The 19,510-nt window shown below is 67.7% G+C and carries 18 protein-coding genes; 6 read left to right on the top strand and 12 right to left on the bottom strand.

What is annotated here, in order from left to right:
- Positions 1-20: 20 nt before the first annotated feature.
- Positions 21-803: a hypothetical protein gene (locus IPI67_39385; protein ID MBK7586237.1), complete on the bottom strand. Its 783-nt coding sequence runs from the start codon at positions 801-803 to the stop codon at positions 21-23.
- Between the two features lie 208 nt (positions 804-1,011).
- Between IPI67_39385 and IPI67_39380 the strand changes: the two genes are divergently transcribed.
- Positions 1,012-2,859 carry a hypothetical protein gene (locus IPI67_39380; GenBank protein MBK7586236.1) on the top strand — a complete coding sequence of 616 codons (1,848 nt, stop codon included), beginning with the start codon at positions 1,012-1,014 and terminating at the stop codon, positions 2,857-2,859.
- A 52-nt stretch (positions 2,860-2,911) separates the two neighbouring features.
- On the opposite strand, the gene IPI67_39375 is transcribed toward IPI67_39380, so the two are convergent.
- The 3 genes from IPI67_39375 to IPI67_39365 all read right to left on the bottom strand — a co-directional run bounded on the left by IPI67_39375 (position 2,912) and on the right by IPI67_39365 (position 6,332).
- Positions 2,912-3,790 carry a hypothetical protein gene (locus tag IPI67_39375; GenBank protein MBK7586235.1) on the bottom strand — a complete coding sequence of 293 codons (879 nt, stop codon included), beginning with the start codon at positions 3,788-3,790 and terminating at the stop codon, positions 2,912-2,914.
- Between the two features lie 92 nt (positions 3,791-3,882).
- Positions 3,883-4,755 (bottom strand): SDR family oxidoreductase, encoded by an 873-nt coding sequence (locus tag IPI67_39370; protein MBK7586234.1) that lies wholly within the window; start codon positions 4,753-4,755, stop codon positions 3,883-3,885.
- 8 nt (positions 4,756-4,763) lie between these two features.
- Positions 4,764-6,332, bottom strand: a complete 1,569-nt coding sequence (locus IPI67_39365) for a hypothetical protein (GenBank protein MBK7586233.1) — start codon at positions 6,330-6,332, stop codon at positions 4,764-4,766.
- A gap of 162 nt (positions 6,333-6,494) precedes the next feature.
- Here IPI67_39365 and IPI67_39360 point away from each other — a divergent pair, with 162 nt between their 5' ends.
- Positions 6,495-7,004, top strand: a complete 510-nt coding sequence (locus IPI67_39360; protein ID MBK7586232.1) for a CoA-binding protein — start codon at positions 6,495-6,497, stop codon at positions 7,002-7,004.
- 79 nt (positions 7,005-7,083) lie between these two features.
- Here IPI67_39360 and IPI67_39355 read toward each other — a convergent pair whose 3' ends face one another.
- From IPI67_39355 to IPI67_39335, 5 genes are all read right to left on the bottom strand, one after another.
- Positions 7,084-7,890 carry a hypothetical protein gene (locus tag IPI67_39355; GenBank protein ID MBK7586231.1) on the bottom strand — a complete coding sequence of 269 codons (807 nt, stop codon included), beginning with the start codon at positions 7,888-7,890 and terminating at the stop codon, positions 7,084-7,086.
- 198 nt (positions 7,891-8,088) lie between these two features.
- The gene (locus IPI67_39350; protein ID MBK7586230.1) at positions 8,089-9,003 is read right to left on the bottom strand and encodes an SUMF1/EgtB/PvdO family nonheme iron enzyme; all 915 of its coding nucleotides are present in this window, start codon (positions 9,001-9,003) and stop codon (positions 8,089-8,091) included.
- A gap of 117 nt (positions 9,004-9,120) precedes the next feature.
- Complete coding sequence (locus tag IPI67_39345) at positions 9,121-9,537, bottom strand: hypothetical protein (GenBank protein ID MBK7586229.1); 417 nt, start codon at positions 9,535-9,537, stop codon at positions 9,121-9,123.
- A 256-nt stretch (positions 9,538-9,793) separates the two neighbouring features.
- A complete protein-coding gene (locus tag IPI67_39340) occupies positions 9,794-10,081 on the bottom strand; it encodes a hypothetical protein (GenBank protein ID MBK7586228.1) in 288 nt (95 codons plus the stop codon).
- Positions 10,082-10,089: 8 nt separating this feature from the next.
- The gene (locus tag IPI67_39335) at positions 10,090-10,620 is read right to left on the bottom strand and encodes a hypothetical protein (protein MBK7586227.1); all 531 of its coding nucleotides are present in this window, start codon (positions 10,618-10,620) and stop codon (positions 10,090-10,092) included.
- Positions 10,621-10,820: 200 nt separating this feature from the next.
- On the opposite strand from IPI67_39335, the gene IPI67_39330 reads away from it, so the two are divergent.
- The 3 genes from IPI67_39330 (at position 10,821) to IPI67_39320 (ending at position 14,644) form a co-directional block, all read left to right on the top strand.
- A complete protein-coding gene (locus tag IPI67_39330) occupies positions 10,821-12,116 on the top strand; it encodes a LamG domain-containing protein (GenBank protein MBK7586226.1) in 1,296 nt (431 codons plus the stop codon).
- Positions 12,117-12,326: 210 nt separating this feature from the next.
- A complete protein-coding gene (locus IPI67_39325) occupies positions 12,327-13,709 on the top strand; it encodes a protein kinase (GenBank protein MBK7586225.1) in 1,383 nt (460 codons plus the stop codon).
- Positions 13,706-14,644, top strand: a complete 939-nt coding sequence (locus IPI67_39320; protein MBK7586224.1) for a PEGA domain-containing protein — start codon at positions 13,706-13,708, stop codon at positions 14,642-14,644. The genes IPI67_39325 and IPI67_39320 overlap by 4 nt, the downstream gene beginning before the upstream one ends.
- Before the next feature lie 52 nt (positions 14,645-14,696).
- Here IPI67_39320 and IPI67_39315 read toward each other — a convergent pair whose 3' ends face one another.
- Together IPI67_39315 and IPI67_39310 are read right to left on the bottom strand one after the other, a co-directional pair.
- Positions 14,697-15,980, bottom strand: coding sequence for a LamG domain-containing protein (locus IPI67_39315; GenBank protein ID MBK7586223.1), 1,284 nt, complete (start codon positions 15,978-15,980; stop codon positions 14,697-14,699).
- Positions 15,977-16,696, bottom strand: coding sequence for a PAN domain-containing protein (locus tag IPI67_39310; protein MBK7586222.1), 720 nt, complete (start codon positions 16,694-16,696; stop codon positions 15,977-15,979). The genes IPI67_39315 and IPI67_39310 overlap by 4 nt, the downstream gene beginning before the upstream one ends.
- Before the next feature lie 468 nt (positions 16,697-17,164).
- On the opposite strand from IPI67_39310, the gene IPI67_39305 reads away from it, so the two are divergent.
- Positions 17,165-18,379: a hypothetical protein gene (locus IPI67_39305; protein MBK7586221.1), complete on the top strand. Its 1,215-nt coding sequence runs from the start codon at positions 17,165-17,167 to the stop codon at positions 18,377-18,379.
- A gap of 120 nt (positions 18,380-18,499) precedes the next feature.
- Here the strand turns inward: IPI67_39305 and IPI67_39300 are convergent, their stop codons facing one another.
- Positions 18,500-19,213 (bottom strand): hypothetical protein, encoded by a 714-nt coding sequence (locus IPI67_39300; GenBank protein ID MBK7586220.1) that lies wholly within the window; start codon positions 19,211-19,213, stop codon positions 18,500-18,502.
- Between the last annotated feature and the right edge of the window lie 297 nt (positions 19,214-19,510).

Genomic DNA, 19,510 nt, shown 5'->3' with positions numbered 1-19,510 from the left:
CGGGACCGCGGCACCAACATTCACGCATCCGCCCCCTCGCTGATCTCGAGCCCGTCCGGGAACACCTCGCGCAAGCGCCCGGCCCCTTCGCACAGAGCCACCCACGCAGCTTCATCGAAGCGTTCCCACGCGACCAGCACCCGGCGACCGGTTGGCGTCACTCCCGTCAGCGAGATCTCTCCAGGGCCTTTCGCCGGAGTCATTGCGTGCAGCAGCCCGCGGGTGAATTCGGTTTCGCTCCACTCCGCTTTCTGATGTTGAAGCCGTAGAACCACGCGACCTTCACGGCGCGTGAGCTCGAGCTCCGGGCGCGGTCGCGCTGTATCGTGATTTCGCACCTGCTCCTCCAGCCGCCGCGCAGCGTGCTCTCGAGCGGAGATCCCTGCAAACTGCCCCGCTCGCTCGGCGAAGGCCTGGGCCTCCTCCGGGGAGCGAAACGTCGCCAGCAGGACACCCGGTGGATTACCCCGTCCCTCCAGCCACACCTGCCATCTGCGTTCCGGGCCAGTACCGAAGTCGGAAACTGGGACACGAAAGAACTCGGTGAGTTGCCGTCGCCCTGTCCAAAACGGAACGAGAGCTCCGCTTTGAAACGTGACGATCCCGCGGGCCCGGTCGATGCTCACCCACCTCATCCAACCGGTGAGCAGGAGCATGAGCCCCGCGAGTCCGACGAACGCAGCGACCACGACGTAGCCAGCGACCCCGCTGCTCGGTCCAACACCCCGCGCGACGCGCACGCCACCCAAAACCAGGACCTGCCAGAGAAAAAACAGAGCCACGATCAGGGGCACGACGCTCACTGGCGCCATCTTCCGCGTCCCTTGCCGGATGCGGAGGCAGCCGGCCTCCTCTCGGATTTCGAGATCGAGAAAGATGGACCGAGTTTGCGCTGATGCGAGGTTCTCGGCCATGGGCGCGCTCCAGCAACGCCCCCGACCCGGCATGGCACCTATGTCGGGCTAGAGCGCACATCGGCCGCCGCGCCGCTCGGTGCTATGAGTCCAGCCGATGGGCCGGGCGAAGCTTTGGGCGCTGCTTGCGGCACTGCTCGCGATGGGCTGCGCAGAAGCCGAAGGTGTGTCGGCCGACGAGAGCCCGGACGCTTCGGCGGGCGGCGCGGCAGGCTCGGTGTCCACCGGCGGAAGCGCAGGCGCCAGCGGAGGCAACGCCGGCCAAGCGGGCCTCGGCGGAACGGCGAGCGGTGGAGCTGCCGGTGGTGGTGGCTCCGCGGGAGCCGATCCTTGCATCGGGACGACGTGCAACACGCCGCCCAAGAACACCTGCGCCGATGCGATCTCGCTGACGGTGTACTCGACGGTGGGCACGTGCTCCGCAGGGAAGTGCGCCTACGCCTCGCAGCAAGAGCTGTGCAAGTCCGGTTGCAAGAACGACGCCTGCGACGGCGATCCGTGCGTCGGCGTCAGCTGCAACACCGCGCCCAAAAACACCTGCGCGGACGCCAACAACCTCACCGTGTACGACGTGCCCGGCTCGTGCTCAGGCGGCCAGTGCGCTTACACGTCTCACAAACAGTACTGCTCTTTTTCATGCGCCAACGACGTCTGCAATGGCGACCCGTGCATCGGCGTCTCGTGCAAGACGCCCCCTGCGAGCTACTGCTCCGGCGCAACCGAGCTGACCGTCTACGACGCACCGGGCACGTGTGGCAGCGGTCAGTGCAGCTACGGAAAACACACCGTCTTCTGCTCCTTTGGCTGCGCCCTGGGAGCCTGCGCCAACGACCCCTGCGCCGGCGTCGCGTGCTCGACGCCGCCCGCACCCTACTGCAGCGGCCCGAACACGCTGAAGACCCCCGCTTCGAGCGGCACGTGTCAGAGCGGCAGCTGCAGCTACCCGACCACGGACGCGAACTGTCCATTCGGCTGCTCCAACGGCGTGTGCAAGGACTGCTCGACGACGGCGGACTGCAGCGCGGGCAAATGGTGCGACGCCGGCACCTGCAAGACCTGCAACAACGACGCACACTGCGGCGCGAGTTGCGCGAACTGCACCAGCACGACCCAGGTCTGCAACGCGGGGGGCACCGCGTGTGTCGCGTGCACAGCGGATGGCCACTGCGGGGCCGGAAAATACTGCAGCGCGAACACCTGTCTTGCCTGTGACACGAACCAGAAGTGCGGCGCCACCTGCGCTGCCTGTGCGACGAATCAGCAGTGCAGCGCAGCAGCCTGCCAGGTGTGCAAGACCAACACCGCCTGCGGCGCCAACTGCGCCGCCTGCGGCGGCGGCACGCCCCTGTGCCTCGACCAGGGCACGACGTCGAAGTGTGTGCAGTGTTTGACCGACGCCAATTGCACCGGCGGTCAAGTTTGCAAGGCCAACGTCTGCGGTCCTCCCGGCTGTCCGCCGCCCACCGAGGCCTGCAGCAACGGCAATCAGAACCGTGACAAGTGCTCGGGCGCCCGGATCATCGGCCGCATCGACGCGGGCGACTCGAACGGGTTCACCATCAGCGACAACACCTGCTACGCCTACAATCGCCTGGACGACAGCGGAAGCTGCTACGACGCTGGCGCCGATCACACCTATCGGATCTACCTGCGTGCGGGCGAGAGCATGGCCGTCACGCTCACCGATTCGTGGGCCTGCCCGTCCTACAGCAGCTCGTTCTGGGACGCGACGATCAAGATCTTCTCGAACTCGGGCTGTAACGACCTGCTCTGCACGAACAAGGACGTCTGCGACGACTACTTCAGCGGCACGAAGAACTACGTCGCGGCGAAGGACGGCTGGTACATCATCGTCGTCGACGGCAGCACCGCGTTCGACGACGAAGGGGACTACACGCTGAAGGTGAAGCTGACCTGCGGTGCCCAGGGCTGCACGTGCTCTTGAACTGCGGCGCCGGACGCAAAGATGGCCGGCAAATCGCGCCCGCAGCTCGAACTCAGTCCGATGGCCGACTCACGTGCACGGATTCGTCACTGACGGTCAAGCTGACACGGTGAATCTCGGCTCCCCCGCCGGCGATCGACGCCAAGTCCCGACGGCACCACTCCAACAGCGCGTAGGCGGTACGGGCGTTTGCGCTACCGCGGGCCCGGCGGCCCTCCACCTTCCAGCGCAACCGCCGGTCACTCGTGGGGTCTTCCGCGGAGTAGAACGTCCTGTCCGCCTGCTCGGCGAGGCGTTGGAGTGCGGCGGAGACCTCCGAGCTCGCCCCGCCTTCGACACTCACCACCACGTGACGCCACATTTCATGAATCCAGAAGTTCTCCTGGTCCACCAGCTTGGCCCAGCCGGCAGGCTCGAGCTCGAAGGGCAGCCTCTCGCGAAAACGAGTGAGGGACCGAAGGCTATGTAGGAGCAGAGCGGACCCAAGAACCGCGGCCAGCGCACACGCGACAAACGCCCACTGCATCGCCATGCGCTCTCCCGGGAGGATGAGGATCTCGCGGTTGAGCGCTGCCGCCAGCGGGCCGAGCCCGAGCCAACCGATGCCCCCCAGCACCAGCAACCCAATGTGTGCGGCGCGCCGCAGGTTCCAGGCGACCATCCAGCGGTCGCGCCTGCCCACGGTGCGGGCACGCGCCGCGCGCTCGCGTTCTTTCGCGGCTCGTGCCGCCTGCTCGAGCTCGCGGTTGCGCTCCACCACCGCCTCGTCCAGTAGCTGGTGGGGAGTAGCCTGCGTTGCCTCATCGCGCTCCGCCACGGCGGCGTCGCGCTCGCGGCGTGCCGTATCAGCCTCGTCACGTGCGGTCGCCAGATCTGCCTCGAGCACGTCGATCCGGGCACGCTGCGCCTCGCGGTCGTCACGGAAAGCCATGCGTCAAACGTCCAGGGCTGGGTCTCTCGTGTTCCAGACTACGCGTGGGGAGCGCCAGGGTCGAGCGCGCCGAGCGGGCGGCCCGCGCGCGCTCAGCCGCGACGCGACACCGGGCGTGCCCCAGCAGACTCCATATCAGCGCGCAGGCTCGCGGACATGCGCTCCCAGAGGCGGGAGCTCAGGCTCGGCGAGAGTCGCTCCAGGTACCAGAGCGCCTTCCACCAGCTCGGGATGATGATGAGGGCTTCGTTCTTGCCGATGGCGGTGAGAGCCTTCCTGGCGAACACGTCGACGTCCATCGGCCGAACGCGCGCCCACATCTTCAACACTGCTTCGTCGGTCAGTCCCTCGTAATTCATCCTGCCGAACTTTCCTCCGGTCAGGATTGGCGTGCGAATCGCGCCCGGGCAGAGCACCGAGACCCGCACGCCGTGGCGTTTTGCCTCCATGCGCAGGACCTTCGACAGCCCGACCACCGCGTGTTTCGTCGCGCCGTAGCTGCCCTCCCCAGCCACCGCCAAGAGTCCGGCAACCGAGGCGGTGTTGACGATGTGCCCCGATCCCTGCGCGATCATCACCGGGTAGGCAGCTTGAATGCCGTAGGTCACGCCGCGCAGGTTGACGTCGATGACGTCGTCCCAGTCAGCAGCCGCGTAGCCATCGATCTCACCCCCCACGCCGATGCCTGCGTTGTTGAAGAAATAGTCGAGCGAGCCCAGTTGCTCCACGGTCGCCCGCACGACGCGAAGCGTCTGCGGTAGATCGCGGACGTCGAGCTCGAGCGCGGTCGCGCTGCCGCCAGCGGCGCAAATCTCCGAGGCGATGCGCTCGGCGAGATCCAGCTGTCGATCCGCGAGCACGACCTTCGCGCCCGCCTGCGCCAGTTGCCTTGCGAGCGCCGCACCGATGCCCGAGGCCCCGCCGGTGATGACCGCGACTTTGCCGTGAAAGCTCGTCTCCGCCACGTTCCCCCTCACCCGCTCGGCGCGCCCGCGATCTGCACCAGCGCGAGCAGCCAGGCCGCGTGCCCGACCATCAGCTCGAGGCTCGTGAGCTCCTTCTCGCTCTCGGGCGCGAAGTAGCCGGTGCCGAGGTTCGCAAGGGCCACGTCGCGCTCCAGGAACGGATCCACTCCCGTGCCCCCGCGAATGGGCAGCACACGCGTCTCGACGCTCACCGCTTCGCCTGCGCGCTTCGCCCACTCGGCGAGCTCCGGCCGATCCGCGAGCTTGGGACCCATATTGGCGTACTGCACGTCGATCTCGACCGGCAACGCTGCGGCCTGGCGCTTCAGGTGCTCACACCGCGCCCGGAGACCCGCTTCATCGAAGTCGCGAAGCCGCACGTCGAGCCTGAGTCCGCGCTCGTCCGAGAGCGCGCGGAACGGCTGCGAGTAACCCTCCCAATCCGCAGAGTCCTCGGCGGCGAGCGGGAAACCCGGATTGGAGCAGAGGAAGCGCGCAATGAAGTCGAGCAGGTCGTAGACCGCGGCGTCTGGAGTGGGCCGCGAGGGGCCGGGCTCGAGCCGAAAGCTCGCGCCCCGGGGGACGTGCGGCGTCACGATTGCTTCGAGCGCCTCGACGAGCGCCCGTCGGGCGCCGTCGTCACGCAGGTAGACCGCGAGCTCTGCGTCGCAGTCGCGAAGCGAATCGGAGCGGAAAGATGCGAGCACGATGGACTCCGGCACGAGGTGTTGTGCGTGCAGGCGCTGCAAGAGCTCGGCGCCGAGGCGCGTGGCCGGTCGGTGCCCCTCTGCCTTGGCGGTTGCGCCGTGGGTGTTCACGCCCCCCAAGCTGAGGGTGAATACCGGCCAATCCGGCATCTCGCCCGGCCGAGACTTGAACCAGACCGAACCTCGGGAGCCGTTGAAATTGGCAACGTTGATCTCGTAGGGCTCGATGCCGTCGATGGTGTAACCGCTCCGAACCCCGCGCTGGGCCAGTAGCGCGGCGAGTCCCTTCACGGCCTGCATGCGCGCGATCTCTTCGTCGGGACGACCAATGACGATGAGCGGCGGGTGCGAGATCTCGGGATTTTCCCGGAGCAGCCAGGCGAGGGTCATCACGTGCGCCATGCCGAGTTTGTCGTCGAGTCCGAACGGCGCGTCCCCTGGGCCGTACAGCAGGGTCTGTCCGACGAAACTCCGCAGCGTGGAGTAGTTCTCGACGTTGACCTCGAGTCTGTCATTCGCCGAATACCGCACGGTGTCGCCATCCCAGGTCGACGTCAGGTCGAGTCGCTCGAGCGCTCGTGTGCCGCGCGCCGTGTCGAGGTGGAACAGCAGCGCGAGCGGAGCGGCCGCGGCGCCGGCTCCACGTCCCGCGAAAGTCGCGATCAGGTTGGCGTGCGCGTCGCGCTCCACCGAGGCGCCGAGCTCTCCGAAGAATCCAGCCAGGTGCTCGGAAAGCCGCGCTTGACCGACGGTGCTCGGGATCGTTGCCGAGCTCTCGTCGCTCGCCGAATCGATGGCCACGACCTGCTCGAGGTGACGCCGCGCGCGCGCCGCGATTTCTTCGAACGACTGCTGCGCCTGGACGGGCATCGGGCCTCCTGGTCAGCGGTCGTAGCAGATCTTCCGCCGCGGCGGCCGAGCCATCGCATGCGGCGCTGGCTTTTCGGCGCCCCGCGGCCCGTGCCGCCACCGGCCTGCCGGCCCTGATCCGCCCGGCTCCTCATCGTGTTAGTGCGAGCCCCGGAGGTCTCGATGACACACCCTCTCGAAGACGTAATCCGAAACGCAGAGCCTTTCGTATTCATCGGTGACAGTGGCGAAGACCGCTTCCCGGCCATGAGCTACGCCAACGCATCGAAGAAGGGTCACCGCGTCTACTACCTGGACCTCGGCGGCATGACGGCGTCGCGAGGACCTGTGAAGGGCGGGAAGGTCTACGCCGAGCCCAAGGACATTCCTGCCGATCGCAGCGACCTCGCGGTCGTGTGGACCAAACCGCACAGCGCAAAGCGCGCCGTGGACATCGCGCACGAGCTCGGCGCAAAACGCATCTGGTTCAGCTTCCAGACCGGACATCGGGACGCAGTCGCCCACGCCCGTTCACTCGACATGGAGGTCGTCGAGATCGGCCGCTGTCCCGTGTACTACATGGAAGGGCAGGTCCCGGTGTGCAAGGTGCACACGGCAGTCGTCAAGCTCTCGGGCTCGTACGCCAAGCCGCCGCAGCTCGATCCGGAGGCCAAGCGGCGAGAGCTACTCTAGACTCGACGTGGGCAGTCTTGCGCGAACTCAGCCAAAGCTGAGCCTGCAACACCGAGCCGGGTCAGATCCGTGTCTGGGCTCAGTCCTGGCTCGCGTCCGCGCCAGCGTCGCTCCCGGCGTCGGATGCGCTCGCCCCACAGAACGCGGCCGCCAGCTTCTTCGCCGAAGCGAGATCTCCCTTGACGCAGTAGCTCGAAGTGAACGACTGACACACGCCAGTCGCCGCCTTGGCGTAGCTCGAGCAGACACCCTGACCGGCAGCGCCCCCGCACTTCTGGTCGACCGTGTTGTTCTTGTAACAAGGCCGGCAGACTTCTTCGACACACTGGCCAGAGGCTGACAAGAGGGCGGCGCACTCGGCAGCGTTCTCGCCGCCGAGCAGCTCGATGCAGCCGTACCCGTTCACGATGGAGTAGGTCTCGGAGTACGTGAGGAGGACCGACCAGCCCGGATCTCCGAGCTTCGACCACAGGCATTGTTCGCATTTCGCTTTGGCCGAGTCCGAGCTTGCGCCGAACTTCTCACAAGGGGGCTCGTTCTTGTCGGCGCAGCTGCTGAAGTACTCGTCGATCATCGGCGTCGTGCACGAGTCGAGCTGAACCTTGGCGGGTCCGTAGGGCTTCGGTGCCCAGGCGCTAGGCAGCGCGGTCGGGCCACACGTGCTCGCGTCGCCGGCGCTGCCACCCGTTCCGCCGCTCGCACCCGTGCTGCCGCCGCCGCCCCCACTCACACTGCCGCCGCTCGCGCCACCCGAAGCGCCCCCGCTGCCGCCGGTGGAAGCGCCGCCGGTGCCGCTGCCTCCCCCTCCCTCCGAGTCCGAACCACACGCCGCGGTCCACAGAGCCCCGAGTGCGATCAAGCTGATGAACGAGCTCCAATACTTCACGGCCGTGCCCTCCGAAGCGCATCTTAGAGAGGTCGCGGAGGAACGCTCAAGTGGGATCGTCCGAGCGGCGCGGTCCAGAGGTTGGACGGGACTGACCCATTCCGCGCGCCTCGTAGTCTGGTGTTGTTCGTCGTTCCGCCCGTGGTCGGAACCGCCACCTTCGACTGCAAGTGAGGCGCTGCGGGCCCCCGCACCAACTCAAGATCCGCAGCAGCGAAACCCGGTCGTGGCGTCCGTCGAGCTGCGTCCGGCTCCGAGCTCGATGCCCGGACCCGGCACGCAGCCGAGCTCTCCGTATTCGTTGTTGGCGGGATCGGTGTACCCGTGCTGCCAGCGTCCCCCACCGCGCACCCGACAATAGTCGACTTGGCCCGAGGGCACGTTGGTGAACGGCTCGCACGAATCTTCCCACTCCGCCACGTTGCCACTCAGGTCGAATACACCCGCATACCCCGAGACGGTCGACTGGCATGTCGTGAGGGTACCCGCCGCCACGGTGTAGTTCAGATCTACCTTGACGTAGTCGACCCCTGCGCACGCCTGCGGGTCGTACTGGTTCCCGTACGGAAACGACTGCTTGCCTCCCGAGGTGCAGGCCAGAGTCCACTGGCTCTTCGTTGCATCCTTGTACTCCGCGTACGGGGTGGGTCCGCCACCGACCGCGCCGCACAAGCGTTTGCCGACGCCTTTGCAGTAGGCGTGAGCGTCGCACCAGTCCACGTGCCCAACGGGGCGGTCGCCGTCGCCCGTGGGTGGCCAATCGAACTGGGGAACGAAGGTGGAGTTCCAAACACATTGACTTGGCTGCTCCGCGAGCGACGGGTTGGTCGCGAGCCAAGTCGCGTAGTGGTCACGCGTCACCTCCGTGCTGTCGATGCAGAACCCGGCCGCGAGGGCGACCATCTTGGGCCCGCCGCCGGACGGGCAGCTCACCGTTGCGCCACCCGACCCCGCGCCGCCACCCGTGCCCGCGCCCGACGCCCCACCCGTCGAGGCGTCGTTGTTCCCCGCGTCGGATGCGGTCGAGCCTCCGCTGTCCCCACTCCCGCAGCTCACCGTCAGCAAGGCGTTCGCGACCAAAACAACAGCGACCGTGCGCGCGCAACTCGACATGCTTCGATCCTGACACGCCGTCCGTTGGGGGGCGTGAGAAATTCCGACTGCCCCCGGTTTCGCGGATTCAGCCGGCCGGGGGCGACGGCGTGCCCGTCGCTGTCCGGCTGGCGACGGTCAGTAGCGCGGCGGCATCAGTTGGGCGATGGGCTGCGTGCCTCTCTCGGTGATGGTCCCGGCGAGGGCAGCGAACAACATCGGCGCCGAATAGCTGAGCTTGGTCGTATGACCCGGCCAGATCTGAAACTGATGCTGGGCGAGCCCCCCCGGCCCAAACAGATTGGGGAAGTGCAGCTTCACGTGGTGCATTCCGGCGGGCAGATCGAAGCATGTGCTACCCCACTTCTCGAGCCGCTCCTGCCCATTGATCGTGACGCGCAGGCGCGTGAAAAACAGGAACCACATCAGCGGGAAAAAGCTCGAGTAGATCTCCAGCCGCCCCATGCCGCCGCTGGCGTCTGCTGGTGAGAAGCTCGGCCCCTGCTGGCCGTAGCCGGCTGCTGCATGAGGCCCTTGCGGTGGATATCCCTGCATGGAAGAACGCTAGCCTGGAGTGGGGTCCGTCGTCGACTGGAACGCTGATTCACCGGTGCCGCTTGCGCCAATCGCTCGGCGTCTCGCCGATGCGTTTCTTGAAGAGGGAGCTGACCTGGGAGGCCGAGCCCGAACCTGACGCCGGACACACGGGCGGCTACCGCAACAGCGCCCGGCGGCTGCGCATGCAAGACGCAGCGTGACTGCCGTTGCAGCTCAGCGACGACCACCGCACGTTCGGTTGACACTAGCCGGCTCACACCGCGCCGATATAAAGGAACACTGCCGCGATCACCATCGCAGCGACGCGCAGCAACGCGGTTTCGAGTGGGCGCTCACGCACCAGGTACGGCGCGCCCACGAACAGCGCACAGGCAAAGAGCTGGGCGAACGTGCCAATGTAGGCGAATCCGGGCGCCGTTCCCGAGACCGCGCGCGGGACCCGCTCCCACAGCCGCGGCCGAGTGACGAGCAGCACTCCCCAAGCCGCGAGCGGAACGAACGGAACGGCGTAGCGGAGAGCGGCGAGGCGGCGAAGCTGCACGTCGGATCTCAGTTCTCGCTCAGCGACAGCTCGTCGACGTACCACCCGAGCTGCCCGCTACCGGAGTGCTTGCACTTCAGACTCGGGAACTCGTCGCTCAGGCTCGAGGTGTCGCCGGTGATCTTGGCAACACTACCGCTCACCGTGACGCTCACCGGTGTGGCGCAATTGCCGCTCTGCTGTGTCACCACCGGAGGGCCCGCGTCGGAGCCCGCGTCCGCGCCGGCCGCGCCGCCAGTGCTCGCGTCCGGCGGAGCGCCACCGAGCCCTGCATCGGCGCCCGCGCTGCCGCCGCTCGTATTGCCCGCCGCACCGCCAGAACCTGCAACACCGCCACTGCCCGCCTGCCCTCCACTGCCGCCGCTCGTCGCGGCGCCGAAACCGCCGGAACCGCTGCCCCCGAAGGACCCACCGCCTGCTGAGGGATTGCCGCCAGAGCCAGCCTGGCCACCCGACCCGCCCCCTTCCCCGCCACACGCGACGGCCACGGTCGAGAAGAGCACCAGGAGAATCGAGCCTGAAACGTGCGAATTTGCCACGCTGCAGTCTACGCCACGGGCGCTGAGCATCCCCGCTGAAAAGAAATGAAAGTGCGAGGGCTCGGAGCTCGGGCTCGGCACCCTGCGTGCGGCTCGGCTCCGGTGTGTTGGCCGAGACACGCGGCAACGCGAACCCTTCGCGTGCACCGCGGCGGAGCCGTGACACTCGGCGAGTGCAGCGTGCGTGGTAGGCTCGTGCGATGCGTGGGCGACGGCGTGATTGGCTCCGAGCGGGAGGGCTGACTCTCGTCGCAGCATCCCTCGTGCTGCCGAGCTGCCGAGAGCCAACCCAGATCACGGTCGAGCTCCGCACGGACGTCCCGTGCGCCAGCGTGACCGAAACAACGGTCGGCGTCGGGACGCTGACCAGCGTGAAGGACAAGCCGACCGTCTCCAGCCAAAAGGGCTGCAAGACGCCAGACGGCCGCATTGGCTCACTGGTCGTGATCCCGAGCGGAGAGAATCAGGACGAGGTGACGATACAGGCCATCCTGGGGGTCGACGGGCAGCTCGCGAGCGGCTGCCAGCCAGACCAGCCGTCGGCGAATTGTGTCGTGGCGCGGCGCGCGCTTCGCTTCGTGCCCCACACGCCCCTCGAGCTGCCAATCGAGCTCAGCGCGAGCTGTTTGGGCAAGGTGTGCCCCGACGACCAGACTTGCCTCGACGGCAAGTGCGTTTCCGCCAAGCTGCCGGACCCCGAGAGCTGCACGACCCCCGGAGGTTGCGCGCCCGCGCCGGACGCGGGCAGCGACGCGCTGAGCGTGGACACCGGAACCGACTCCGCGCTCGACGCGGGCTTCGATGGCGGCGTCGACGCGGCGGCCGACACCGGCAACGACGCTCCCGCAGACGTCAACGCGGACGGGCCGGCAACAACGAAGCCGTTGCTCCACTACGCGTTCGAGGTCACGACCGGCGCGATCCCGGACTCGTCGGGCAACGGCCTCGATGGCACTCCGATTGGCGCAACGGTCAAGGCGGGTGCGGGGCACAACGCTTCCGGAGGCCTGGTGCTGACCGGTGCCGCCGGCACTAGCACGCTACAGATCGCGCCGAGCACCCTGCTGGCGGCCGTGACTCAGCTGACCGGTGTCACCATCGCTGCCTGGGTGAACCTTACGAAGGCGCCCCCCGCCAAGGGCTTCATCTTCGCCAATGACCCCGCCGGCACGCCCACCGTCGAGCTTTGGATCGAGCCGACCCGCGCGCTCTGCATGGACGTGGTCCCCACCGTCGGCGGCACCTACTATCCTGCGTGCAGCACCGCGACGTTGACGACTGGCACCTGGGCCCACGTGGCACTCAGCGCTGACACCGCGAGCGCTAGCCTGTACGTGGACGGTTCATCGGTGGCCACGAGCAAGACCCCGGCGCCGAAGTTCGCTCTGACCCAGATATCCTTCTTCGGGTATGGCTGGGACGGCGTTCTCGACGAGGTGCGGATCTACGACCATGTGCTGTCCCCGGCAGAGATCGCGGCACTGGCCAAGCTCTGAGTCGGTGGCGGCGAGCGGGGAGCTCGGGCGGGTGACTGCGAAGTCGCGAAGCGCGGGCGGCCGCGCTATCCTGCCTCCAATGCCTGGACCGCCTCGCGCGTCGACAAGCTTCCGTGCCGGCGCTCTGCCGCTGGCCCGGACTGCTCTTGCCCACGGGCGCTCGTCCGCTGCGCTGCGCACGCCGAACCGCCGGTCAGGGGTGCGCGGCTCGTGATCCAAGCTCCACACTCCACCCCCCTCGACGGCGAGCTCCTCGCGGGCAAGTACGAAATCTTGCGACGGGTGGGCGAAGGCGGCATGGGCGTCGTCTACGAGGCCATGCATCGGCGCCTCGGCGAACGCGTCGCCATCAAGCTGCTCCGTGAGCAGGACCGCCAGTCCAAAGAAATCGTGATGCGCTTCGAACGCGAGGCACGCATGGCAGCGAAGCTCCGCAGCGTGAACGTCGCCCGCATCTTCGACGTCGACTCACTCCCTGACGGGACACCGTTCATCGTGATGGAGTTCCTCGAGGGGCGCGACCTGGACTCGGAGCTCACGGAGCGCCGCAGCCTGCCGGTAACCGAAGCAGTGGGGTACCTGCTTCAAGCGTGCTCTGCCGTGCAGGAGGCCCACGCGCGCGGCATCGTTCACCGCGACCTGAAACCGCACAACCTCTTCCTGTGCGGGGACGGACCGAATCGAACGCTGAAGCTGCTGGATTTTGGCATCTCGAAGCTGTCCGACGGCGACTCGTCGGTCACCGCCACGCACTCGGCGCTGGGCACACCGCTGTACATGTCGCCGGAGCAAATCCGCTCCGCGAAGCGCGCCGATGCTCGCTCCGACATCTGGTCGCTCGGCGTGATCTTGTACGAGCTACTCACCGGCACGACGCCGTTCCACGGGGAAAACCCCACCGCCGTGGTCGCAGCCATCACCGCGGATCCGGTCCCGAGCCCGCGCGTGCACCGCTCCGACCTGCCAGACGCCCTGGTAGCAGTGATCATGCGTGCTCTGGAGAAAGCTCCAGAACGACGTTTCCAGACGGTCGAGGAGCTGGCTCGAACCCTGGCTCCCTTCGGTGTGAGCGGCACCTGGGTGCCAGAGCCGCTGGCGACGAGCAACCCCTCGAACCCGGCGACGACTCCACCCGTTCTCACCGACGCGCCGACGTTGCTCGCGTCGGGCCCGCCCGTCGATTCTGCGTCCGACGCGAACGCTCGGCCGGCCTTGACCGTGGCCATGGAGCCGCCGCGGCCCAAGCCGCGGGCGCTGGGCTTGAGTCTTGCGGCGCTGGCGCTGGCGTCGATCGCGGGCCTGCTCTGGTATGCCCTGGACGGCCGCGCCGCCGCGCCCGAGCCGGTCCGAACGGCTGCAGAGGCGGTGCCTGCACCGTTGTTGTCGAGTCCGGTGAGTCCGGAGCCTGAGCCGCGGCCGGCGGTCGAGCCCCGCGCGTCGGCGGAAGTCAGCCCGCAGGCGGGGCTGTCCCCGCCGAAAACTCGGCCGCAAAAGCCGCCGAACGCGCTACCGTCGGCCCCTTCGAAGCCGGGGCCAGAAAAGCCGACCCCGAAGCCCGAGGCAAAAGACCCTGGGATCCCACTGACGTTATGATTCGTCCGCGCGCACTCTCGCTCTGGCTGGCCGCGCTCGCCGCAGGGGTCATGTTGTTCATGACAGCGTCCGCCTGGGCCGAGCCCGCAGCCGAGCCGACGGCGGTGGATCTGAAAGCGCAAGGCGACGAGGCCATGCAGCGCATCGACTACGAGCGCGCCCTCGACCTGTACAACCGAGCCTACTCACTGGAGCCCTCACCGGCGCTGCTCTACAACCGGGGCCGAGCGTACGAGGCCCTGGCGCGGTATCCGGAGGCGCTCGAGCAGCTCCAGGCCTTCGAGCGTGACGCGCCGCCCGAGCTGAAGTCCCGGGTCAAGAAGCTCGACGAGTTGCTGGCGCGAGTGAGAAACAGGGTCAGCGAGCTCGACGTGCAATGCAACGTGAACGGCGCCCGAGTCCTCCTGCGTGCCAAGGTGCTCGGGACGACACCGTTCGCCAAGCCACTCTGGGTGAACGCGGGCAAGGCCGTGATCGAGGTCAACGCCGACGGCTATCAACCGTTCAAGCAGACCGTCACTCTGACCGGCGGGGGCAAGGTCTCCCTGGTGGCCAAGCTACTCTCGAAGTCCTCGAGCGGGCTCCTGATCGTCAACTCCCCGATCGCGGGCGCAACCGTGTTCGTCGATGGCAAACGGCTGGGGGCGGTCCCGGTGCAGATGGCCCTCCCGGCCGGCAGGCACCGCGTGGTCGTGCGGCACCCCGACTACGACGAGGCCGACACGAGCGTCGAGATGGCCGCGGGCGCCAGGAACGAGATCAGCGTGCCGCTCGACAAACCGCCGGGGTTGCTTTCGCGCTGGTGGTTCTGGACCGGAGTGGGTGTCGCGGTCGTGGGCGGGGCGGTGCTCACCTACGCACTGCTCACCGAGCGCGATCCGGACACGGGCGACATGGCACCCGGCCAGGTCGCAGGACCGCTCGTTCGGTTCTGACTCGAGTTTCGCCCGAAAGGGCGCGAGCCGACGCTGACGTGCCGCGCGGCACTCACTTCGCCAGCGCCGCGATCTCAGTGTCGGACAGCACCCGGTTGTAGATCCGCAGGTCGTCCATGGTACCCGCCCAGTCGAACCCGAAATACGAGGTCTTGGTCAGCGCGAACTGGGGAGGCGGTGCCCCATTGGAGAGGGCAAAGACCCCGTTCACGAAGAGCGCGAGGGTGGAGGCATTCGCGGTCATTGCGACATGGAACCAAGCGCCAAGTGCCACAGGTCTCGGCGTGCAGGTTGGTGTCTGGTGGCTCGGAACCGCGTCGCCGCAAACGTGCGTCGCGGTGAGCCAGGCTTCGAGGTCGTCGATGCCCGGAGTGGGGTCATGGTCGAAGATGAATCCAAGGGCGGTGGGGTTCGCCTTCACGCTCACCCAGGCCGACACGGTGACGCCGCTGTTCTGATCGATCGCGGCCAGGATGGGGCTGGGCCCGACACTCAGTGTGTCCAACGCCGTGAGCACGAGCCCAACACTCCCGTTGTGTCCCGCTCCCGCTTGCGCGCTGGCGCCCAGCAGCGTGCCGTGATTGCCGTTGCCCGAGAGGTCCAGGACAATGGAGCCCTGTGTGTCCTCGAAATCGAACCACGCGACCAGGTCCGATTGAGATGCGTCGGCGGTCGCGTCGACGGCGACATCAGGGCCAGCATCTCCGACCACCGCGCAACCGCCGGGGGTGGTGCAGGCCGCCGGGTCGGGCAGCTTCGCAGCGACACAAACACCGCCCAGACAAGTCTGCTCTGGGGAGCAAACCTTGCCCAGACAGCTCGCGCTGAGCTCGATCGGCAAATCGAGCGGCGTGTGGGGCACGAAGCGTAAGGCACGACGCGCGACGATGCAGTCGCTCGAGGGCTTGCTGGCGTCACACGCGCTGCTTGGGAGGCCGTTGATGGTGGTGATGACCTGGATGGCGACCTCGTCGTCGTTGTCGCCACTCGGGACGATGACCAACGAGCCGATGCGGCCGCTCGGGTCGCTGCAACCTTTCCGGGTCGAGACCGGGGGTTTCCCGGCCAGCGTCGTCAGGCTACCGACGCTCAGGCTGGTCTCGGAGACGTCGGCGCATCCAACGTCGGTGCGCAAGGTCACCGTAATTTCCGTCGGCTCACGGCAGCCCGCGAACAAGAGTGGTACCGACGCGAGGGCCAACGTCCCAGCTCGCACCACCTCGACTGCACGCCGCCTGAGGAGCACGACTCGGGAAACATAGCGCTTCTCGAGAGATGACGCAGAGGCGCCTTCGCCCGAGAGTGTCGCGCCGGTGTCGAAGCGCTCTCGAGTCAAGTACCGCACTTTTGCGGGCTGTCGTCCAGCTGGCAGGGACGGGCATAGTGATCGTATTTCGAGGACTTGATGTAAGCCCCGCCTACGTCTTTCCGGTGGACATGCTGGAGGTAGCAGGTCTTGGTCTTGGGTGCGTAGTCCACGCTCTTGCACAACGAGTCTGCGGAGCAGGCCAGTAGACATGCGTCGCGACTGACCTTGCTCAGCTTCGCGGAATTGTGCTTGTCAATCTCGCGATCGTCGAACTTCTGGTAGGCGTACGGGGCTCGCGGCAGGGTCCCGACGCTAACCGGGCTCCACTGCTCGTTGTTGGCGAAGTCCTCCTGCAGCGCCTGATCCTTCACGAACACCATGATGCGAGTAGGTGAGGCCCCGCCAGCCGGCAGCCACGGAGTGATTCGCTTCCAATCCGTGACGATCTGTGTCACCGAGCCCGGTGTGTACTTGACCACGCCAGTTGCGACTCCTGTGCACGTGGCGGAGGTCTGTTCGCGGCAAACCTGGAAGGCGTAAGTCAGCTGGCGGTCCGCCTTGGGGAATTTCCCCGTGGCGTTGACCGTTACCCCAAATTGAACGCGTCCGCCGGGGTTGAACTCGCCGTTCAGCGTCAGGTTGGATACGCTGAGATCGGCAGGACCCGCGGGCACGGGCTGGGCCAAGGCAGGTGGAGCAGCGGCGCCCGTCAGAATGGCGCAGACCCACAGAACTGATTGCACGAGTCGCATGGTTTCTCCCCGGCCGCCGCGCGTGCACGCGCAGCATGGCACCCGCCAAACCATATCCCAGCCGCGGGGACGGGTCGAGGCAGCCGGCACACCCTTGAGCCGCTTGGGGTGGCGGCCCGAGCCGAGGCGGCGGAACCGCTTGCTGGCCGCACGGGGCGCACGCGTGCGGGTGTGCCCGGACCGTCTCAGGGCGTGAGCACGGCGATCGCGGCCGTGCGATGCCCGCCGCCGATCCTGGGGCGAAGGCGAGAGCGGCAGGCCTGCGCGAAGCTCAGCACCGGCGAGACGAATCGCCATCCCGCGGGCTGAACCCGAACTGAGACGCCGCGGGTCACACCCTGCCAGGAAGGCCCTTTGCAGTGTGACCGGCCGTGTCACACTTGTCGGCTCCGCGGGTGCGTAAATGGCCTACAGTGAAGCGATCGGAAGGCTGGCATGAACACTGCTCAGCGTCTTTGCATGAACTCGCGCAACATTGCCTCGGTCGTCTGCATGCTCCTTGCGCCCCTCGCGGTTGGATGTGGCGGCGAGGACGGTGGCGGAAGCGGTGGCGCGTCATCCGGCGGAGTCGCTTCGGGCGGCGCTGCGACTGGCGGTGGCAGCTCGGGCGGCTCGTCCGGCAGCTCGAGTGGCGGAGCGGCGGGCAGCGCGAGCGGCGGAGCTGCCGGCAGTGCGAGTGGCGGGGCAGCCGGCAGCGCGAGTGGCGGGGCAGCCGGCAGTGCGAGCGGCGGGACAGCGGGCTCGGGGACAGGCGGCGCGGGAACTGGCGGCAACGGAACCGGCGGCGCGGGAACCGGCGGCAACAGCGCTCAGCCCGACTATCCGGGCCAAGCGCCAGCCGGAATGCTGGTCTGGGGAGCGGCGGTGTCTGGCAACGGCGATCCGGTCGTGCGTCACGAGACGCCGGCGGGTCACCCGCTCGCTGTGCGCCGGACCTTTTTCCAATGGTCGCAGCGCACCACGTCGATGATCACCATCGCGAAGGACGATCTCGCACATCAGCGGTTGCCGTGGGTGAGCGTCAAGACGCCATCGTGGGCCGCGATGGGCGCGGGCACTCATGACGCCGAGATCGATCAGATGCTCACCGCACTCGCCGCGCTGAAAGGTCCCGTGTGGTTGACGCTGCATCACGAGCCCGAAGGCGGAGGCGGCACGAACTCGCCCGACGATCCCGCGGGGCCAAAGGGACACGTCGCGATGAACGAACGCGTCCGCCTGCGCATGACCGCCACGAAGGTCGGCAACGTTGCGCTCGCTCCCATCTTGATGTCGTGGACATGGGATCCCAAGTCCGGCCGCAACCCGGAAGAGTGGTGGAAGGCCGGCATCTACGACTTCGTCGGAGTCGATCACTACCGGGACGCGGAAGCCTCGCTGCTCACCACGACCTGGGCGACGGTCCGCACCTGGGCCAAGGGCAAGGGCGTCGACGTTGCGGTCGGTGAGTGGGGCGTGCGCGGCACCGATGCCGCGGCTGGTCTGCGTGTCCAAGAGTGGTACGACGCGGCCGCGGGCTCGAACAAGGACGGGAAAGGCGCGCGCGTGGTGGGTTTGTCGGCCTTCGACAGCTCCCTGAACTCCCCGACCGGTTCGTGGGAGCTCAAAGGAGAGCAGCTCACGACCTTCTGGAAACTGCTGAAGGACGCGCGAACAGCCGACGTAGTGCCGTAATGGCGCGACGGCTCGCCCGAGTCGCTGACCGTGGATCTCGCAAGGCGGCCCTGCTGGAGCTCATCCGCGCGGTCAAAATCGCGGGCAGAGCCCGCAGCCCCGCTCGACCGAAGCCCTGTCTCACGGAGTGACGGTTACCGCGCGGAAGTAGACGAACCCACCTTTGGCGGTGACCTTCCAGACACACTCGCCCTGCGTCGGAACGCTCCAGGCCGTGGCGGGGAAGTTGTTGAACCCTGGCTGCCCCGAGCCGGGTGCGCTGAGCGGGTAGCTGCCCACGCTCTGATTGCAGGCCTCGAAGACACCGGTTCCGACGCCGGCCTCGCTCGTCGACGCGAGCTGCACGTTGATGCTCGTGACACCTTTGAAGAGTCCCCAGACCGAGGCGCCGTCGGAGATCTTGGTCACCTGCTCGGTGCACCCCGAGGCGCAACTTCCGCCACCCTCGCTCGGTGGCAAGCTCGTGCCATCCTTGTGCGCTAGCGGAACGAACTCGACGTAGCCGCTCCACTTCACGTACGCGCTCTCTTCGTCGTAGGTGCGCCCCGGGTGCAGGTACTCGGCGACTAGGCCGCCGTCGCTCGAAGTTCCCCCGCCGCTCGAGCTTCCCCCTCCACCCGCGCTCCCTCCGCTCCCGGCTGCGTCGGAGGCGCTGCCGCCCACGCCCCACGCGGAGTCTTCGACGGTGACCAGGTCGGAGCTGGCATCAGCCGGGCCTCCGCCAGTGCCTGCGGCGGGCAAAAGGTCTTCCTCGCCACCAGCGCACGCCATACAGGCAAGGCCGAGCGCCAGTTCGAGCGCCCGAACCCCACGGTTCGTATCCAACCCGGCCACCCCACGAGCCTAGCATCGCGCCGAGCGCGATGGGTCGACGTCGGTGCTGATGCTGGCAACGAACTCATGGGCGAGCGGGCAGCGCGGGGGAATATTTGCTGATGAGGGCGCTCTGCTCGGCTCTCGCCGCGCCGCGACCGGCGGATGCTTCTCGCGGCGCCGTTCAGTCGCCGAGCTCCGCGAGCGCCGCGCTGATCAACTGAGAGTTGCGGCCCTCGGCGCTGGTCCGAGTCGCGACATCTACGGCGCCCGAGCGCCTACCGACCCGATGGCATCCCCCGCGCGCGGAGGCGCGCG

The sequence above is a fragment of the Myxococcales bacterium genome (genome assembly GCA_016706225.1).
Lineage (GTDB): Bacteria > Myxococcota_A > Polyangia > Polyangiales > Polyangiaceae > JADJKB01.
The sequence above is the reverse complement of the archived record's forward strand: the minus strand, read 5'-3'. Positions and strand labels throughout refer to the sequence as shown.

Bases quoted from the DNA above. Each gene is read 5' to 3' on its own strand.
- IPI67_39380 (MBK7586236.1), top strand. From the start codon at position 1,012: ATGGGCCGGGCGAAGCTTTGGGCGCTGCTTGCGGCACTGCTCGCGATG.
- IPI67_39375 (MBK7586235.1), bottom strand. From the start codon at position 3,790: ATGGCTTTCCGTGACGACCGCGAGGCGCAGCGTGCCCGGATCGACGTG.
- IPI67_39365 (MBK7586233.1), bottom strand. From the start codon at position 6,332: ATGCCCGTCCAGGCGCAGCAGTCGTTCGAAGAAATCGCGGCGCGCGCG.
- IPI67_39360 (MBK7586232.1), top strand. From the start codon at position 6,495: ATGACACACCCTCTCGAAGACGTAATCCGAAACGCAGAGCCTTTCGTA.
- IPI67_39350 (MBK7586230.1), bottom strand. From the start codon at position 9,003: ATGTCGAGTTGCGCGCGCACGGTCGCTGTTGTTTTGGTCGCGAACGCC.
- IPI67_39345 (MBK7586229.1), bottom strand. From the start codon at position 9,537: ATGCAGGGATATCCACCGCAAGGGCCTCATGCAGCAGCCGGCTACGGC.
- IPI67_39330 (MBK7586226.1), top strand. From the start codon at position 10,821: ATGCGTGGGCGACGGCGTGATTGGCTCCGAGCGGGAGGGCTGACTCTC.
- IPI67_39320 (MBK7586224.1), top strand. From the start codon at position 13,706: ATGATTCGTCCGCGCGCACTCTCGCTCTGGCTGGCCGCGCTCGCCGCA.
- IPI67_39305 (MBK7586221.1), top strand. From the start codon at position 17,165: ATGAACTCGCGCAACATTGCCTCGGTCGTCTGCATGCTCCTTGCGCCC.